General features: G+C 49.0%; 20 protein-coding genes. 1 reads left to right on the top strand and 19 read right to left on the bottom strand.

Annotated features, from left to right (window positions below):
* Positions 1-20: 20 nt before the first annotated feature.
* From JYJ62_RS10810 to JYJ62_RS10795, 4 genes are all read right to left on the bottom strand, one after another.
* On the bottom strand, positions 21-815 hold the full coding sequence (locus tag JYJ62_RS10810) for a DNA adenine methylase (RefSeq protein WP_205342235.1): 795 nt from the start codon (positions 813-815) through the stop codon (positions 21-23).
* Between the two features lie 22 nt (positions 816-837).
* Positions 838-990, bottom strand: a complete 153-nt coding sequence (locus JYJ62_RS15980) for a Com family DNA-binding transcriptional regulator (protein WP_205342234.1) — start codon at positions 988-990, stop codon at positions 838-840.
* A gap of 192 nt (positions 991-1182) precedes the next feature.
* Positions 1183-2124 carry a reverse transcriptase family protein gene (locus JYJ62_RS10800; protein WP_205342233.1) on the bottom strand — a complete coding sequence of 314 codons (942 nt, stop codon included), beginning with the start codon at positions 2122-2124 and terminating at the stop codon, positions 1183-1185.
* Positions 2121-2387: a helix-turn-helix domain-containing protein gene (locus JYJ62_RS10795; RefSeq protein WP_205342232.1), complete on the bottom strand. Its 267-nt coding sequence runs from the start codon at positions 2385-2387 to the stop codon at positions 2121-2123. The genes JYJ62_RS10800 and JYJ62_RS10795 overlap by 4 nt, the downstream gene beginning before the upstream one ends.
* A 653-nt stretch (positions 2388-3040) precedes the next feature.
* Between JYJ62_RS10795 and JYJ62_RS10790 the strand changes: the two genes are divergently transcribed.
* The gene (locus tag JYJ62_RS10790; protein WP_205342231.1) at positions 3041-3250 is read left to right on the top strand and encodes a hypothetical protein; all 210 of its coding nucleotides are present in this window, start codon (positions 3041-3043) and stop codon (positions 3248-3250) included.
* Between the two features lie 236 nt (positions 3251-3486).
* Here JYJ62_RS10790 and JYJ62_RS10785 read toward each other — a convergent pair whose 3' ends face one another.
* From JYJ62_RS10785 to JYJ62_RS10715, 15 genes are all read right to left on the bottom strand, one after another.
* Complete coding sequence (locus JYJ62_RS10785; RefSeq protein ID WP_205342230.1) at positions 3487-4965, bottom strand: WD40 repeat domain-containing protein; 1479 nt, start codon at positions 4963-4965, stop codon at positions 3487-3489.
* 12 nt (positions 4966-4977) lie between these two features.
* Positions 4978-6588, bottom strand: a complete 1611-nt coding sequence (locus JYJ62_RS10780) for a hypothetical protein (RefSeq protein ID WP_205342229.1) — start codon at positions 6586-6588, stop codon at positions 4978-4980.
* 2 nt (positions 6589-6590) lie between these two features.
* On the bottom strand, positions 6591-6926 hold the full coding sequence (locus JYJ62_RS10775; protein ID WP_205342228.1) for a hypothetical protein: 336 nt from the start codon (positions 6924-6926) through the stop codon (positions 6591-6593).
* The gene (locus JYJ62_RS10770) at positions 6927-8726 is read right to left on the bottom strand and encodes a hypothetical protein (RefSeq protein WP_205342227.1); all 1800 of its coding nucleotides are present in this window, start codon (positions 8724-8726) and stop codon (positions 6927-6929) included.
* Positions 8727-9236 (bottom strand): hypothetical protein, encoded by a 510-nt coding sequence (locus tag JYJ62_RS10765; RefSeq protein WP_205342226.1) that lies wholly within the window; start codon positions 9234-9236, stop codon positions 8727-8729.
* Positions 9233-11407, bottom strand: coding sequence for a tape measure protein (locus JYJ62_RS10760; RefSeq protein WP_205342225.1), 2175 nt, complete (start codon positions 11405-11407; stop codon positions 9233-9235). The genes JYJ62_RS10765 and JYJ62_RS10760 overlap by 4 nt, the downstream gene beginning before the upstream one ends.
* A 172-nt stretch (positions 11408-11579) precedes the next feature.
* The gene (locus JYJ62_RS10755) at positions 11580-11951 is read right to left on the bottom strand and encodes a hypothetical protein (RefSeq protein WP_205342224.1); all 372 of its coding nucleotides are present in this window, start codon (positions 11949-11951) and stop codon (positions 11580-11582) included.
* A gap of 61 nt (positions 11952-12012) precedes the next feature.
* A complete protein-coding gene (locus JYJ62_RS10750; RefSeq protein ID WP_205342223.1) occupies positions 12013-12762 on the bottom strand; it encodes a hypothetical protein in 750 nt (249 codons plus the stop codon).
* 102 nt (positions 12763-12864) lie between these two features.
* A complete protein-coding gene (locus JYJ62_RS10745) occupies positions 12865-13608 on the bottom strand; it encodes a hypothetical protein (RefSeq protein WP_205342222.1) in 744 nt (247 codons plus the stop codon).
* Between the two features lie 10 nt (positions 13609-13618).
* Positions 13619-14080, bottom strand: coding sequence for a hypothetical protein (locus JYJ62_RS10740; protein ID WP_205342221.1), 462 nt, complete (start codon positions 14078-14080; stop codon positions 13619-13621).
* Positions 14077-14403 (bottom strand): hypothetical protein, encoded by a 327-nt coding sequence (locus JYJ62_RS10735; RefSeq protein ID WP_205342220.1) that lies wholly within the window; start codon positions 14401-14403, stop codon positions 14077-14079. Before JYJ62_RS10735 ends, JYJ62_RS10740 begins: the two co-directional genes overlap by 4 nt.
* Positions 14400-15092, bottom strand: a complete 693-nt coding sequence (locus JYJ62_RS10730) for a hypothetical protein (RefSeq protein WP_232365766.1) — start codon at positions 15090-15092, stop codon at positions 14400-14402. Before JYJ62_RS10730 ends, JYJ62_RS10735 begins: the two co-directional genes overlap by 4 nt.
* The gene (locus JYJ62_RS10725) at positions 15089-15319 is read right to left on the bottom strand and encodes a hypothetical protein (RefSeq protein WP_205342219.1); all 231 of its coding nucleotides are present in this window, start codon (positions 15317-15319) and stop codon (positions 15089-15091) included. Before JYJ62_RS10725 ends, JYJ62_RS10730 begins: the two co-directional genes overlap by 4 nt.
* Complete coding sequence (locus tag JYJ62_RS10720) at positions 15276-15587, bottom strand: hypothetical protein (protein ID WP_205342218.1); 312 nt, start codon at positions 15585-15587, stop codon at positions 15276-15278. Before JYJ62_RS10720 ends, JYJ62_RS10725 begins: the two co-directional genes overlap by 44 nt.
* A gap of 16 nt (positions 15588-15603) precedes the next feature.
* The gene (locus tag JYJ62_RS10715; protein WP_205342217.1) at positions 15604-16632 is read right to left on the bottom strand and encodes a major capsid protein; all 1029 of its coding nucleotides are present in this window, start codon (positions 16630-16632) and stop codon (positions 15604-15606) included.
* Between the last annotated feature and the right edge of the window lie 36 nt (positions 16633-16668).

The raw sequence follows: 16668 nt of genomic DNA, 5'->3' as shown, positions 1-16668 counted from the left end.
CAACTCAAAATTGCGTTGACTTAAAACAGCCCTGACGGCTCAGCCTGCACATCCCAGCTAAAGATCAAAACCTCACGCGCCTCTTTAGCGTTTTCACTGCCTCCTACCGTGTACTTGATATCTGTTGACTCAAAGTGGAATCCAGCAAACCAGCGCCGCACGTCGGGGTGATCATTCAAACTGATGATCGCCTTGCCTTTCATGTTGCGCATCAACTCGGCCATTTCTTCAAACTGCTCCGGGCCAAAGTCAAAACCATAGCCTGCAGTTTGCCAATACGGAGGGTCCATATAAAAAAATGTGTGCTCACGATCATAACGCGTGATGCAGTTTTGCCAGGTTAAGTGCTCGATGAAAACCTCAGAAAGCCGCAAGTGCGCAGCTGACAGCTGCTCTTCAAGCCGTAGCAAATTAAGTCCCGGCGTTGCCAGCGTTGCGGTACCGAATGACTGCCCACTGACTTTGCCGCCAAAGGCCAGCTGCTGCAGGTAGTAAAACCGAGCAGCTCGCTGGATATCAGTCAGAGTTTCCGGCCGCGTATCTTGTAACCATTTGAACACCTGCCGACTGGTCAGCGCCCATTTGAACTGCCGCACGAACTCTTCGAGATGATTCTGCACAACGCGATAAAGACAGATCAGATCGCCATTTATATCGTTGATAACTTCAACATCCGCAGCGTGCGGCTTCATAAAAAACAGCGCCGCACCTCCTGCGAACGGCTCTACATAACAAGTGTGCACGGGTATAAACGGCAGGATGCGATCCACAAGTCGCCGTTTACCACCCATCCATTTGATTATTGGTCCAGTCATTATATTTTCCTCAAGAAAGGCGCTAACGTGCGCTCTGTTGTTGAGGCTCTCTGGCCTGCCAGTTAGTCATCCCCTTGCAGCGATGACATTTGATAGTGATTGAATAGTGACCACTGGCCACCCCGAGTTTACGTTTGCAATGAGCACAACGAAGTTCTGAATTATTAGCCTGCATAACCTTTTACCTTTTGGTAATATCGGCCAGCTCACGTGAGCGGGTGGCCTTGGTTGGCTGCAGCTATGTCCTGCGGTTGATGGCGTATTGCTGGTGTTCGAGCACCGGCAATACGCCGCCATCTTTAAATTTTGGCAATAAAAAACCCGCAGAAGCGGGCTTTGTTTGAAAATTATATGCTATTTAAAATAGTTATTTTTTATTACATGCTGGAATGGAGTAAAGCTTTCTTTCATTCACAAGAATACGACCTAGCTGCTTATATCTTCCATTTATCTGGCCAGCCGAAAACAAATGACCTATTAACTTTTGATAAAAGTTAATAGTTAGCTCGTCATCTTTTTTATTGTTTTTCAAAATACGCTTTCTATCGTTAAGCAAAGAGCTGATAGTGCTTCTATGCCTGTTCATTACTTTCAAACCGTTTTTAGTCAAAACCACCCCGGTTATTTTTTTTGGAGTGCTAGGATTATAACTTCTAATTTTATGGCACTCATAACCTCTAGATTTTTTCAAATAATAAACAATATAATCTCTAAAACTTAAAGGTATAACTTTTCCTGAAAAAGAAAGATCGTCAACATAACAGCTAAACCGTATATTCCTGCTGTGACTATGCTTATGAATGTGATCAAAAACAGGTCTATTTACTGCCATTGACAACGACAAGGAGACAGGAGATCCAGTAGGGATATGATTATTATAAGTGCATATTTCAGAAAGCGTTTTAGCTACATCTTGAGAGCATTTAAAAACACTTATAAAACATCTAGCCACTTGATCTTTACTTACGGATTGGTAATAGCTTTTAATATCAAGCTTTAAAACGTTGTAATTATTGTCATGCACTCTAGCATTCAATACGTTTGAGCGACCCTTAACGCCAGAGTATAAATAATCTGGCTGCTCTATTCTTCGCAACAGACTATCTATTCTTTTGTGTATTCTTCTCAACTGATTTAAAGGTACTTGAATATCTCTATCGTCAACTTTAGACAGATAATAATTATTATCAGATTTTGAAACAATTTTTGTTAAAACTGAACTGCTTTTAACACCAAGAACAGATGAAAGCTTTTTGTGAGAATTTATACGATACAATGGACTTTGATTTAAATTATATGATTTAATCATTTCTTCAGATACAAAATCATTTCAATATATTTATACATTAACTTTATTATTAATCCTTTAACAAAACCATCACCACTATACATTACTATTTTTTTTATACTAATAGCGCTTATACCCGTTCTATCAGAGTAAAAATTTATCAGTTTAAAGTTAGGGGTGAGTTTTTCATCTTCAATATCTTGAATAAATTGCTGATCTATACCAACAGCAAAACTTACTTCACTCAAGCTTAAGCCTAAGTATTCTCTCAGTATTTTAATCATAAAAACCTCAAAAGGTTATATGCAGGCTGGTGATCTAGCATCTTAATGCAAAGGCAGTGTTATTCCTGCTGTTGAGAGCAGTGCAATAATTATTATTTTCAAGCTCCACCCCACTATATAAGCTGAAATGTTCCATAAAAAAACAACCACCCTGGGATGCCCTAACAGACACCCAAGCCACCTTTTCGATCGCATCACAAAGTTTTTCAAATAGCGCATATTTATGCTCCTCTTTTACGCATGAAAATTCATGCTCACAGAGTAAAAGAGTTTCTAATTACTATGATTATTGTGATGCTTTACCAGCTAGCGAACCTGTCACGCTCACAGCGTGACGATCCGGGCGCCCGACCAGTCGCTGCGAGTCATCGCATGGCCGCGTCACCGGATCAGTTAGAAAGCGAACTTTCCTCGCAACATTAAAGTTACAACTTTAGCATTAAGCAATCTGTGAATCTTCATAGTTATGCATATAGCATTACGCCATAAGCATCGAAAACATATTCAATATAGCACAATAAAAATAATAAACTAGCAAATGCTATTACTAAACCTCCACATCATACTGCGGCAGGTTGGGCGCCGGGCCTATCACCTGCCCGTCTTTAACAAAGCATTTATTGCCAGCGGCAACACTCACACCAAAGGCTGTGATGTCGCTGCCGTTGCGTAGCTGGACGGTGGTGGTGCCGGCGGTGGTACTGACGTATGTGACCGTGCCCACCACTCGACTTCCACCGGGCAGTAGGCTGATGAATCGTTTCCATGGGTTAACTGTGGCCATGATGTCGCTCCAATCGAATAGTCATGCGCACGTTGCTGGCACCGGTGCCGCTTGCGCTGATACTGGTGGCGAGATTTAGGCCGCGCCAGTTTGCGGTGTTGTGTGGGCGTACTTCGCAGAGCATGGCTGGCAGTACCAATCCCGGTGCTTTTTCAGGTGGGAACAAAGGCAGTGTCAGTGAGACGATTTCTTGATTGCCACCTTTACAGATTTCAGCGATACCGCGTGCGCGGGCGGCATCGGTGGTGGCATTAAAAAACCCGCACCAGCGGGTTTTGTGTTTATTTTCAAATTTAATACTACTGACGTGTCATTCTAATAATTCAGAGCCATGGCAGTTGGTGTGCCATTACTACTATCAATTGCGCTGACAGACCAGTCAGAAGTGTTGTACATGCTAATAGCTGATGATCCTAATCCGACAGCAAGCATGGAGCCATCATTGCTAAAAACAACTCTCGAACAATACTCAGGAGTGGCTCCGCTAACAGAAACAATACTCCAGTCTGAAACTTTAATTACAGCAAGCCCGGTGGCATCTTGAAGAGCAACAGCAAGATAGGAGCCGTCAGGACTAAACGCCATAGCGCTGACCGTGCCAGATAATGTCGGAAACGTTGACTCGCGCGACCAACTTGCAAACGCATACACATTAATACCATCGTCGGCAGTGTATGTAGCAACATGCGTATTGCTCACAGCTATAACACCGCCAATGTCTGTAATCTCAGGCGCTGCAACAGAAATAAACGATCCGTCTGCAGTGTCAAATACCTTTAGCCCCTTATTCACAATAATTAAAAAGTCGTCAGTTATAGTCATTGTTTCAGAGTTGTTCAAAGTAGAGAGCGCAGCAACGTCCAGCTGAATCTTAGACCAGTCTGATGTTCTATATAGCCCTGCCATCTCATCATCATTCTCAGCGTAGCCAACATATTCTCCACTGGCGCTTACGAACACTCCCTTGAACGATGTAGGAAGGGCGTCGTTCGGCACGATATCAGACAAACTGTTAACGCTGAACGCGCCGGCTCCGCTAGATCCAGCGTAAAAAACAAACCCTTTTTTGCTGCTTACCGCGAATTGGCCAACCCACCCTGTAGCAATCTCATGCAAGACAGACCAATCTTTAACCGACAACAGCCTGATCCCGTTGGCAGCATCAATTAAAATATCTCCGCCGCCAGCAAACGCAAAACCGGACGCCCCAGACACGCCAGATCCTTCAATAACAAGCCCGGTACCAGCATCGTAAATACTGCCACCGTACGATCCTGCCGCAGCCAGTAATTTTGGTGTGCCTGGCAGCGCTCGACTCTCCCACCCTACATCAAAATCATCATCTGAAAGTTTTACTAAACACTGCCCAGCCCTGCCTCCCTGCGGAATCATCATTGGAGATATCATCTCACCAAGCGTCCCAGCTAAAGCATTTGTTAGCGACTCCATATCAACGAGATCAAGCCATTCAGCATCATCCGAATAACGACCTTGTAGCGCTGTTTCTGTGGCACGCAGCTGCAGCGCTCCGATCATGCGCGCACTGCTGGCCGTTAGCGCGTTATAAATAACACTGCCTGCTGGCCACGCTCGCGCTACGGTGCTCTCAACACCTCGCGTCAATGTCGCCGTACCTGACAACACCTCGGCATCGATGATCTCTCTTGCAGCAGCTAGCTCGGGCGCGCTAGATACTGTTAGTCGATATCTGCCATCGGGCAGGCTTAGAGTCACGCTCAGCTGCCCTGCTGTTAGCTCGACCGTGCCGCTATAATTATTTACAAAATCAAACATTTTAAAGCCTCTTCATGTCCAGCAAACAGGAGTATTTAGCGTGCGCGCAGCTTGCCCAGTGATTGGACTGTAACTGCCGAAAAGTGCGGGACCACTGTCAGATTTGTTTACTATCATCCCGTTCAACTCATCAGTCGCGACTTTCCCTGCAGGGGTAACAACATAATCATAGGCCGTGACAAAAACAGGGTACCCATTGGGGGCGGTTTCATTTGTGAGGAAGTCACGAGCGAGAGAAATCACATTGTTGGAGCTTCTAATTGTGCGCTTCCTGAGGCGTTGCTCGTTAGTTCCGCCGATCAGCCACAGCGTTCTATAAAACAGACTAAACCAATTAATCCCAAACGATTTTGAAAAAAACTCGGCATCGTAGCTATTTAATCGCTCTATTTCGACACCATTATCGCGGATAGCTAGAGAATGTGACCGCCCCCTGCTGACTCCATTGCTGTCGGTTGATATGCTGGACGACGAGTTGATAGTAGTAACGTCAGTCGCAACGACGGTGCCGCTGACTTTGTATTTAATTGTCAGTGATTCATTTTGAGAGGTTGTGACAGTTGAGACATATTCGCCGACCTGCGTGAAATGATTAGTCTTGTAGCACCCACCAGACTCATTCATTGCAACATCATACGTCTCAATATCGTCATGACTGGCGACTGAGGCGCCCCTGGAGATCGATGATGCTGCCGTGATAGTCATTGATATGTCTGACCGAGAGCCGTCGGCGTTGTAAAAAACAGCGAGAACAGAATCATTCAGAGCATAACTGCCGGCTCCTGATCCGCCGCTCTCAATAACAGCAGAATATTTCGTCACTCTTGAAAACGATCCACCGCATTCATCCGCAGTAAAATTAGTCGTATCTGTTACTGTTGTATTACCAACTACACTCCACACGAAATCTGGAAAATTGCCTGTTCCGGACCCGATCAGTGGGTAAGCTCTATCCTCGTAAATAAGATCTATAGTTATCACGCACTCAGCAGCGTTACCGCTTAACTTAATCTCGTACCACGCCGCTGTGCCGCGCGCATGATTATAACGGTAGTACCCAGCCACATCATTGGCGTGCCTAAACTCGCAGCTAAACTCAAATACGGCGGCCTTACCGCTTGGGTGAGTGGCATGCAAATGTATGCGCTCATTATCAATATAATGGGCATCGAAGTTGTAATACATATCACGGATATGCTGAATAGATGGCGGGGTCACGCTGTAGCTATGCGACTCTGCCGCAGCGCCAAACTCGCCAAATCTTGACAGCGTGACATCTACTGTACTGCCGGTATTCGTAACGCCATGCATGGACGTACTAACCAGCCAAAGGCTTAGGTCTGGGGCCTGATAAACCCATGATCCGCCACCGATGTCTTTGCCGTGTATTTGACCCGCTGACAGTATCGATTTGTTTAGCCACTGCTTGCCTTTTTGCAGGTCGCTAAAAGTTGTTTCAACAGCCGGCGCGGAAAGATCAATCAAGTTGGTTATACCAAGCTCGTTTGCATAGACACCCTGCGGCTGACGCATTGGAATACTTGTTCCGTTTGGCAGAGCTAACTGCCCATCTGTTATGAGGCCGTGCCACGGGCATCCCCACGGAGGTATGTTGTCTGCCATAGCTAAGGCTCCTCCTCTGCTTGCGCAGCATACTGAAATATAACCTCAGCATCGTTCGCGTCACGCATAACGAGCTTTTTGATAGCTGGAATAAAAAACAACCCATCGCTGCTTCGCGTGCCCTCAGCATGATATTCACGCGCAGACTGCAGGGGCTCTGTCAGCGGGCTGGCTATGCCTGCTGTAGCCGCGCGCTTAAGGATGTCCCATGCAGCAACACCTCTGGCAGCAGCAGTTGCCCCTTTCTTTGGTACAGTCGGCAGCGGGACTAATGGTTTTTGTGCTACTGCAAGCAAGCGCATATCATCGCGCATAGATTTACTATTTTTTGTTTCCATTTACAGCTCCAGCAGATCATTAGGGATGCCGACCGAATAAACTACAGCAGCGCCGAGCTCAAGCTCATCAGTTTTAGATTCATCGATAGCGGGTGCAGTCAGCGCAAGCCGACGCGGAAATATTTCTAGTGTGCTGTCTTGTCTTGCATCGTAGTTGCCTGAAAATCCATCCAGCATGTCATCGTATATAGGGCTGACGAACCGACCTCCAAATTGACTCGGCAGTGTTTTGACGCCATCCCAACCTGCGCCACCACCTGTATCGCCGCCAGCTCCGATTCGAGCAGGAACTGCAAGCACATCAGACTCGCCGCCCCCCCTCATCACAGAAATTGTTAGGCTTGTTATTGCGCTGCCCGTCTCAAAATTCAGCTCGTCAGTGCGGTGTGAGCATTTTGCTCGAGCTGTAGCGCCTTGATCACTTATTTCAATCGTGTGTGTTAGATCAACACCCAGTGCCATGCTGGTTGGCACTGCCCAACTGACCAATGTCTGCCTATGCGCCGCCAGAATCTCAGTACGCGCTACTTGTAGCGCGCAATTAAGCGCAGCGGTGCGTCGAACCTCATCCGTTCTATCTCCGGCAGGTAATGCTGGCGACGGGGCTGGTTTCTCTGCTGCCGGATCAATCGAGACTAAACTCTTAGCCCAGGTGTCAGCATCATCAGCATCAACGATCGCATTAAACCCAGTTCGCGTAATAACCTGCTGTCCGGTCACTTCGCCAGCTTCTGTTGTCAGCGTTAGATTGTATTTCTCTGTAACCGACTGCGCCCATCGTCGCGCGCCCGTCCATTGCGCGCCCAATATGAGGTCGGACTGATTGTTTATCCATGGTGCTCCAGTCCCGCATGGGTCCGGATGAGTTGGCGGCAAAGCTGTCCAGCTGCCAATAATAGGGACCAATGACGCACCAGTCGTGGCGCTAAACACCATATCTCGAGTTGGTAGCTCGGTGCTCATCTGTCGCCAATTGCAAAAATCACCGCGCGGATGCGTCCAGCTGAACTGCGCTCGTGCCTCACGCATGCGCGTGTACCGATATGAAACTTCTATCTCGACACGGTTCGTCACGTTACGCAGCTGCGCAAGATCAATACGAATTGACTGATAAGCAGTTGTATCATCGCCGAAAATGTATCGAGGGGGGGCCGCTTGCCATGGTGTTACGCGCAGCTTTCCGTCAGAAGAGCAGTCGAGCGAGGCTGCTCGGCTACTCATTCTCTCCTGCGCATAATCCCAGCGACTGCGACCATCAGTTAGATCAAATAGATCAGGCGACCAAGCGCCGCCGGCAAGTGTGTCGATATCTGTAATGGTCATCGCCTCGACTCGTTGCTGTAGATTATCCGTCGCAGTGATCCGCATAGTACGGGCGGTGGCATCCCAGCGCGGCTCCGCTACTAAGCCTGTGAACAAACGCACCTGCAAAGCATCCAGCCCATCATCAGTGATGTAGTCGATTGTTACCGTGCGGTCAGCAAGATCTGTCTGCACAGGCTCACCTGGCATGTAAAACAAGCAGAACTCAGCAATACCAGCAGCGCCCTCCTCGCGGTCTACGCTAATGCTGCCAGTTAACAGCTCGCTAACATCGGCACCACCAAGCAGCACTACGGCTGACCACCTAAAACTGTGACCGGATGGTGGTGGCGGAACAGGGAAACCGGGATACACACCATCACCAGCAAGCGGTGGATCAGGTGGAGCGGGCGGATCAATTACATCGGGATCGTCAGGCTTGGCACCCCCAGCTAACGCATTGAGAGGCCAACTGTTTAGCGGCGTGCTATTTAACATTTAGATTTCTCGTGCAGTAAGTTGCCAAGTAAATGATGCAGAGGATGAGTCGAGCGCCTCTTCTGGCGGCGTGGTCAGTACGTTAAATACTGGCATCCAACTCACGCGATACGCAGACGCGCTGCTGACAGCGGCTACCGTTGCTGTATTGTCGGACATACTGACCTGAGCCTTGATCCAATGCAATCCAACTAGCGCATGCGCCCAAGGTGCAACATCAGGGCGCGGCAAGCTGTTTAGCGTGTACGTGAGTCCGCTACCTGTGATGGTTTTTGGCTGAGTGCAGCGCAGCTCTAGCGGCTGGGTGTAATCCAAAGCATCAAAGCCTAGGCCCATCCAGCCTACGCCAGACATGGTGATTGCTTCCTTTGACCAGTGCGCCATGCGCACGAGCGAGCCTTTAGAAAGGCGCACATCCGTCCAGCCTGGTTCTTGGCTGTATGACTGGCCGACAGCTCCCGCATGCAGGATTATAGGTAGGCCGCCAAGTGTTACGTGGGGTCGTATCATTTGCGTGTCCTTCCGTATTTAAGCGCCGCACGGTGTAAGTCATCAAGATTACTGGTGCCGGCAACATCAACGCTAAATTTGTCTCCGCTTGGCAAATGGAAGTTTAGGGAGCCTATGTTTTTTTGTTGCGGTCTTTCTAATAGATCTTGGCTGATATTTGGAGCGTTGTAGCTTGATCCAACCAAGCCTCCCTCGGCATATCCTTTAATTCTGTTTACGGTGTTTCTAAAGCCGTTACGCCGTATTTCCTCTAAGAATTGCAGCGCGCCTGGTTCGCGTACAATACGCTTTGGCTGCACGTGTTCATCTGCATGCACAATACCGCCGAACTTATATTTTGATCCGGGCCCAGTCCATCCACCCTCAGCAAAGCCTGGCGCAGAGTCAGTGCTCGGCGCTGCGCCTGCCGCTACGCGAATCGGTATCACGGCTTCAGCTTTTAGCTGTTCCAGCAGTGAGCTGATTTGGCTCTTAACGCTGTCTAAGCTCTCAGCATCCATTTCCACGCTAACCGGCATGTTTTCAAGCTCTTTAGCTTTTTCTGCAAGAAGTGTGATTTCTTGTTGAATGGCTATCAACTCGGCCTCTGCACTGGCCTGCTCAATGGCCGCTGCTGACTTGGCCAGAGCCTCCATGCTGTTAACCATGCCTGCGAAGCCATAGGTATTTTCACCCGCGGCTGCAAGCTCTTTAAGAACGTTAGCTGCAGCGATGGCGTCTTCTTTTGCCTTAGCTGTATCACCAGACGACATAGCTCGACTCGCTGCCGCAGCAAGCGATTGATACTCTGCGAATGATGGCTCTTTATCGCCGCCACCCGCCATCTCCTTACGGATATCGTCGAACTGTTTTTCAATTGCTGCGATTTCTTTCTTGGCGTCGGCTACTTTTTTAGCGGCTTCTTTTTCTGCTTTGGCCATCTCTTTGCCGCGATCAACAACCGCCTTTACGGCTTGCCTGTTGTACTCTTTTATATCGCTAACATACTTACGTTGGATCGCTGCTTCTTTGGATTTTTCTTCCTTGAGCATGGCTTGCCGCTTTTCTTCTTCGGCGCGCATTCCTGCAGTCGTACCGGTCATGCTATTGATGATGTGAGACTTGCGGGTCTCAAGAGATTTGCGCACAAGAAGCAAGTCTTTCTCGTCTGTAAAAAGGTATTTAATAGGCTTCGTCATGAAGCTGCCGTTGATCGCCTTATCTACATCCTTTATCTGCGCTTCTAGCTGATCCATCGCGGTCACGTTCCCAGCTATAAGAGCAGCAGAGTACCCCATGCGGACTCCTAAATCGCCGAACTCTGACGTAGCCTCAACAGCGACGGTGGCCGCACCAGCCAAGCCGGCGGCTAGATTTGCTAGCCCCTGCCTTACTGAAGGGTCTTTTAGAACTTCAGCTAGCTCCAGCAAGCTATCAGTCAGCGGCGCCATTAACTCATCATCACGAAACGCGCCTTTAAGCGATTCATCGACGCGCTGCATTGCGTCTTCAACTGTTGCCGGCATCTTTTCTGCTTCGTCAGACAGCAGTTGCATATTTCCAGCAAGCGCTGAATACATAACCTCGCCTGTGATCTTGCCTTGCGCGCCCATATCTCGAAGCTCTGAAACAGTCACACCTAGATTAGATGCAAGTAATTCCGCTATACGGCCACCTTTCTCAATGACGGTGTTTAGGTTTTCACCTCTTAAGACACCGGTTGCCATGGCTTTATTCAGCGCCATTTGCACGCTTGCCGCGACTTCTTTTTTCGCTCCAGAGACAACTAAAGCATTATTCAGCGCAGATACAAAATTGACCTGCTCCTCTGTTGTGTAACCCATGTCAGCCAACGGGCCGCGCATACTCAGGAATGATTCGATTGTCTCGTTGAGGCCTGACCATGTGCTCTCAGCAACCTCTCCAAGTCGCTCTGTTACGCTGGCAAACTCAGCCTCATCTTTTGTTACACGGCGCAACCGGCTGGACATATCAACCCATTCCGAGTTGATCGCTCCAATATTCTTTAGAGTCGATACAGAAATAATGCCTGCGAAAGCGCCAACCATTGCGCGACCAACAGACGCTGTTTTTTGCTCAAGCGCATCAAGGCTTTTACTGATAGATCCGAATGCGTTTTTAGTGTTGTCCTTGCCGTCTACGACAAGCTGGATGCGTGGACTTTTAGCCATTAGCTTAGCTCCTTGAGCATCTTTTTAAATTCTTTGTTTGGAGCGCTTGCGCCGCGAGCGGCAATCATGCTGTTGCGCATTGAGTCAGTGTCTTGCTTACTTATCGCATCTAAAAAAAGCTCTGTTTGCGCTACGCTATAATTGGAGACTTGCTTGTAATCATGCCCTGCACCTATGAGCCGCTGGACAACCCAGCCCCATCCGGCAGGCTTGCCACTACTTCGGGCAGGGCGTGGGCGAAAAAATCAAAGTTGACTCGCACAACTTGATATCCAAATAAAATCGCATCGTTTGCACTGAAGCGGCTTATTTGGCGACGGCTGAGACTTGTGCAAGTGCTGAGAAGCTTTTGTAAGTTCGCGGTATTTTTAGCTCCATAGATGGTCATATTGATAGCTGTTGCATCAGCAAGTAGAGCTATCAGTCCGCTCGCTGTCTGCGAGTATGCTTCTAAATCCTTGAGTTTAACTGGGTATATTTTTGCAGTTACCCGCCCAATCGTTACCGACTCGTACTCTGGAAAAAGTGTTTTTAATTCGCTCAATGTTTTCTCCTGGCAATAAAAAACCCGCCGGAGCGGGTTGCGTAAATATATGCGGTGCACATCAGAGCGTTAACTTTCCGCCTTCCTTGCACAGCTGCTCCCAAGCATCCTCAAATGCTCCATCAGCAAGCTTTGGGTCGTTTTCGATAAATATCATATCTGGGCCGCCGTACATGAACCGCTTATAGCCAGTGTATGCGCCAAACAAATTCTTAGCGTTTACCTCGCCGCATGCGCCGCGCTGATTCCTGAACTTTGCGGCGTCCGGATCGTGCAGCTTTGGCATAATCCCTTCTCTTGCCATTCTCTGCATTTTGATTCGACGCATATCGTCGTCGCTCGATTTGAGCTTTTCAGCTGCCAGCCTGCGGTGCTCGATATCCAGCTTTGGGTCGCTAGCGCGCTCAGCATATCCCTTGTAACTTGTTTTTGACGCGCTAAATAAAGCGACAAGCAATAGCACGCTAGCAAGAATAACTATCGGCTTAAGGCAGCCACCACCTTTTTTATCAGTCCTAATCAGAACTGGAGTGCCGTCTTCAGTGTATAGCGTTTGATCCCCTTCATTACTGCGCTTAGCTCTTGATGACTTCACTTCATCGGCTGCGCCTTTTAAGCCCTTCACAATCCATGACTTCGTTTTAGATGGAGCCCCTTGTCGGGCGGCGTTTACTGCCTTCTGCGTCTCAAGCTTCTGTTTAAGCTGCTGCACCCTTAAAGCTTTCTCATAGATAGCGCCGCACTTAGGACAAGTTGCTGGATCACCAAACGCTTCATCCTTATCAATAAAATCGCAATTAGGGCACTTCATCTGTCTTTCCTTGCTTAGATAGAATGCCAAGATTTAATGCCATATAAAAACATATGGCAACTACAAACAGGTTCCGACGCTCTACAAGCCGTCGGGCATGAATTAATCCACGTCTTTAATGGTCATGAACTGGCTCATACCGGTGCCGGTTACACTGCTGTCCTTTTCTATCTTAGCTGTAAATTCCATTCCGCCAAATTCATCACCAATCAAACCGAGGCTTGCAGGGCTGTGGCTGACTTTAAACGCTTCGATAACAACAGCCTTGCCGCTGCGCGCTTCGTTTAAACCGATGAACAGCATACGGAAGCGTTTGCCGCTTGCCGTGAGTGTTTGAATATCGGCGTGAGCGGCATAGCTGTAACTAACTGTTACTTCAGTCGCCACCGTGATCGCGCCGCCTTCGATGATCTCTGGGAAGCCAGCGTTATTGATAGAGTAGTCTGTATCTAACTCATAGGTAACAGGCACTGAGTCAGTCGATTTAACTACAACAGCTGAAGCGCCCGGGTACTTCAGCGCAATTAGCGCGCCGGGGTATGCCGTATGAGGCTCATCAGCGACAGTGCCTGACTTAACGTCAGTCGCGGTGCCGAAGAGTGCGCGTGCAATGTTTGCTTTGTTGAAGTGGCGCGCATTGTAGCTAATATTGACAGCGCTCACTCGCTGCACTGATGCGTCAAGCCCGCCTCCAGGAGACGTGTAGTCTTGCAGTTCAATGTCTTGAGTCTCGGCCTCATAGTCGAGGCTTGAGCAGTTGCCAATAAAGATTAGGTTGTCTGGCGTTGCAACGTCCGCTAGATAGATTTTTCCTGCGCCAAGAAACGCGCCGCGTGTGTCTGCCATGATGAATACCTCATTCGTGACGGTTGATTATGATTTTAAAAGTTACAGGTATTGCCAGCGATGCCCATTGCGTGCCGCCACCAGGGGGCGCTGTTAGCGGCTCATCAAACTCCAGCTGGTAAGCGCCAAATGGTGCCCATGGAATGTTTCTAGTGCCGCGTTTGCACAGGGCAGACCAGATATCATGCTCAAGATCATCAAGCGCTGACTCGTAGTCATCGAGACCGACATTTACAGCGCCAACAATTAAGTAGCCGATGCGCAAAACAAGTTCTCCAGCATCCATTTGTGGAATACCATTTTTCCCGCGCTGCACGACTATGACGGGGCTTGACGCTTGCTCCGACTGAATAACCTCATCAAACCAACCTGTGCGCACATTGTTTCCGGCGGCGGTATAAAACCCGTTACCGAGCTGAATTGCCCCGAGTGAACTCAGTAGCTTATTGCGCAAATCGGTTAGCTCATTCATGGTCTCTGCTCCATGCAGGCATAGGTAGCAAAGTAGCCATCATCAGTCAGGGTGTCTTCTACGATATAGCGCGTTTGATTTAGCTTGAATACTCCGCCACGTGACGGCTTTGATCCGCATAGCTCTGGTACGCGAACAGTCACTGCCTTAATGCCACCGGTGAGCATTTCAACAACACCGGCCATTTCAATCTTGCTATCAATCATGAGATGCAAACCTTGGCGAACAGTGCCGTTACCATCGACAAACTCGCCAATACCGTCATTAAGCTGCGAGGTGATAGCTTTATTCATGCGCTGCATTGCGCGTTCAAATCTGCTCATTTTGCCGTCCTAATTGCCTGCTCAAGAGACTTGGTAACCTCTGCGCTAAGTGTTCGGTCAACTGCTTTTTGCCCAACTCCGTAAAAATCAAGGCGGGCTTGGTAACTGGCAGATGAAACAAATGCCATCACTATATCCATTCTTGATTTTGAGAATCGCGCAGCTATACCGATAGGCCTACCGGCTCTGCGCATAACAAAGTACTTGGCCTGCCCCTCCTGGGATTGTTTTTCTTCAGATGCTTGTGCACCAGCAGCAGCTTTACTGATCGCGCCTTTGGTCATGTTGCCAAAGCGATTAAGCTTAGCGCCGCGACCTGGCACGACCTGCATTCCGCTTGGAAGCAAGCCAGCCGTTTTCAATGCCATTTCTGCGCGCTTGTCACCGCGACTGCCGCCGTCAACCTCCGGAGCAAGCCAGAACAATGCAGGATTGCCGCGCGATACCCTGTCTTTAACGGCAACGACTGCTTGCAGTTTGGTTTTCCGTGCAGCCTCTAGTCGCAGCGAATTAAGTGTCCAGCGTGTAGGCGTATCGAACGCTCTTGGCATCTCTGCCTCTATCGAGCGCTTGGCGTTTTGAGCCGTTCGGGTTAATGCAGTCGCTAAAGCAAAAGGAATCTGATTTTTGACTGCAGCCATAAATACCAGAACCCGATCAACGTCTTTTAACTCTGCTTTGAGTTTCATGGGCGCTCCGCGATGTCAGGGTCTTCCGCTATTGCGTCAGCCCAGTCAAGGGCTATGCATGAGGCGCCAAACAGCTCTTTGCCGTGCTGAGCAACCACTGAGAAACCGCCGTAGTAGTCCATTTCTGTAGCTACTTTGCGCATTTGGTTAGCCAGTGCTCTGAGGCTGCTGGCTAGTTCGGCTTTACTCGGTGTCGTCGTCGGCTGTTGAGCCTGCGTCTGCGTCATGCTCTTCTCCGTCGCCTTCGTCATCACCATCACCGCCTGCTGCTGTAGCTTCCTTAACCGCTTTGGCATCGACCTTGGCTTGGGCTTTGGCTCCTGCGGCTTTTTCTTTTACAGTAGCGGCCGGTACTGGGCCGATGATGCCGGCTTCGAGTAACTCGTCAGCAAACTCGGTGGTGGCCGGGGTGAACAGTTCACCCTCTGAAATCAGAGCGAGCGTGTCCTGAATGCTGCCAAGCAGCACCAGGTATGCCGTTTTATTCTTAACCATTAGATGGGCTCCTTGGTTAAGCGATAACCTTGGCGGTAAGGAATGCATCTGGCTCAAGCAAAGCAGGCAGTGGTGCAGACTGCAGCATCAACCAGCGTGCGCTTGGGTCTTGCGCTATCCATGTTTTTGGGAATCGAGCAGCTTCAACCATTCCAGTTTCGATGGCTTCCACATCTTGAATCGCACCGTATAAGCGTTTGTTTTGTGCTTGTGAGCTACCCATGAGGACTTGGCCATCGGCGATCATTGGTTCTAGCAAGCCTGTTTCTGGGCTGACAAACCACTCGTTATATGCGTAGATGTCGATGCCTGGATCATTCAGAAAGCCAAGGTACACAACCCCGCCCGGCAAGTTTTGCGGGTCGATCATGCCCATGTCAACGCGACGCGTGTTAAGCAGCTTGTGGACTGAATCGGATTTCATGAATGCGTCTTGTGCAGAGCCTGACAAAATCACGTGCGTTGGGCGGCGGCCAGAATCTTTAGCGACTAGGCGTGCCCAGCTGCGTAGATTGCCGATTGGGTCGGCGTTGGTAGTGCCCCACTTGTCGGTAAGGGTAGTGATTTTGTGGGTGGCGGCCATTTGGAAGTTGACTTCCATATCCACGCCATCACCAACAATAACCACTTTACCGGTGCCGAGTGCAGATGCTGCCATCCACTCTTCACGTCGGGTAATCTGGTCGTTGAGTTCAGCTAAATCTTTACCCAGCTGGATTGCTGCGCGCTCGCCCGGTGTTTGTGTAGCGTATGGGTTTAAGCCAGGGGAACGTTTGAGCAGCTGCTCGGCGTTGGTTTCCATTTTCGGCTTAATGTAGGCAGGCGTGATGTTGGAGCTGGTGAAGCCGTCGCGCTCGATCATCTTACCTTCTCGGCGCGGGCTAACAAACGGGGCTAACTTGCGGCCACCTTTGACAATATCAACGTCAACCGTTTTGGTATCAAATGTTTCTGCTGTAGCGAAAAAAGCGTTTAGTAAAAATGTGCTTGGGGTGTGGATTTGCTCAACGGCTGCGAGCATGGTGCGAGTGTCAAAAATATCCATTGTGTGCGCTCCTTAGCGTACTGATTTAAAGGGCTT

The sequence above is a fragment of the Denitrificimonas caeni genome (genome assembly GCF_905120345.1).
In the GTDB taxonomy this organism is placed as follows: Bacteria; Pseudomonadota; Gammaproteobacteria; order Pseudomonadales; family Pseudomonadaceae; genus Denitrificimonas; species Denitrificimonas caeni_A.
This window is presented reverse-complemented; position numbering and strand designations above follow the sequence as displayed.

Bases quoted from the DNA above. Each gene is read 5' to 3' on its own strand.
- JYJ62_RS10810 (WP_205342235.1), bottom strand. From the start codon at position 815: ATGACTGGACCAATAATCAAATGGATGGGTGGTAAACGGCGACTTGTG.
- JYJ62_RS15980 (WP_205342234.1), bottom strand. From the start codon at position 990: ATGCAGGCTAATAATTCAGAACTTCGTTGTGCTCATTGCAAACGTAAA.
- JYJ62_RS10800 (WP_205342233.1), bottom strand. From the start codon at position 2,124: ATGATTAAATCATATAATTTAAATCAAAGTCCATTGTATCGTATAAAT.
- JYJ62_RS10795 (WP_205342232.1), bottom strand. From the start codon at position 2,387: ATGATTAAAATACTGAGAGAATACTTAGGCTTAAGCTTGAGTGAAGTA.
- JYJ62_RS10790 (WP_205342231.1), top strand. From the start codon at position 3,041: ATGTCGCTGCCGTTGCGTAGCTGGACGGTGGTGGTGCCGGCGGTGGTA.
- JYJ62_RS10785 (WP_205342230.1), bottom strand. From the start codon at position 4,965: ATGTTTGATTTTGTAAATAATTATAGCGGCACGGTCGAGCTAACAGCA.
- JYJ62_RS10780 (WP_205342229.1), bottom strand. From the start codon at position 6,588: ATGGCAGACAACATACCTCCGTGGGGATGCCCGTGGCACGGCCTCATA.
- JYJ62_RS10775 (WP_205342228.1), bottom strand. From the start codon at position 6,926: ATGGAAACAAAAAATAGTAAATCTATGCGCGATGATATGCGCTTGCTT.
- JYJ62_RS10770 (WP_205342227.1), bottom strand. From the start codon at position 8,726: ATGTTAAATAGCACGCCGCTAAACAGTTGGCCTCTCAATGCGTTAGCT.
- JYJ62_RS10765 (WP_205342226.1), bottom strand. From the start codon at position 9,236: ATGATACGACCCCACGTAACACTTGGCGGCCTACCTATAATCCTGCAT.
- JYJ62_RS10760 (WP_205342225.1), bottom strand. From the start codon at position 11,407: ATGGCTAAAAGTCCACGCATCCAGCTTGTCGTAGACGGCAAGGACAAC.
- JYJ62_RS10750 (WP_205342223.1), bottom strand. From the start codon at position 12,762: ATGAAGTGCCCTAATTGCGATTTTATTGATAAGGATGAAGCGTTTGGT.
- JYJ62_RS10745 (WP_205342222.1), bottom strand. From the start codon at position 13,608: ATGGCAGACACACGCGGCGCGTTTCTTGGCGCAGGAAAAATCTATCTA.
- JYJ62_RS10740 (WP_205342221.1), bottom strand. From the start codon at position 14,080: ATGAATGAGCTAACCGATTTGCGCAATAAGCTACTGAGTTCACTCGGG.
- JYJ62_RS10735 (WP_205342220.1), bottom strand. From the start codon at position 14,403: ATGAGCAGATTTGAACGCGCAATGCAGCGCATGAATAAAGCTATCACC.
- JYJ62_RS10730 (WP_232365766.1), bottom strand. From the start codon at position 15,092: ATGAAACTCAAAGCAGAGTTAAAAGACGTTGATCGGGTTCTGGTATTT.
- JYJ62_RS10725 (WP_205342219.1), bottom strand. From the start codon at position 15,319: ATGACGCAGACGCAGGCTCAACAGCCGACGACGACACCGAGTAAAGCC.
- JYJ62_RS10720 (WP_205342218.1), bottom strand. From the start codon at position 15,587: ATGGTTAAGAATAAAACGGCATACCTGGTGCTGCTTGGCAGCATTCAG.
- JYJ62_RS10715 (WP_205342217.1), bottom strand. From the start codon at position 16,632: ATGGATATTTTTGACACTCGCACCATGCTCGCAGCCGTTGAGCAAATC.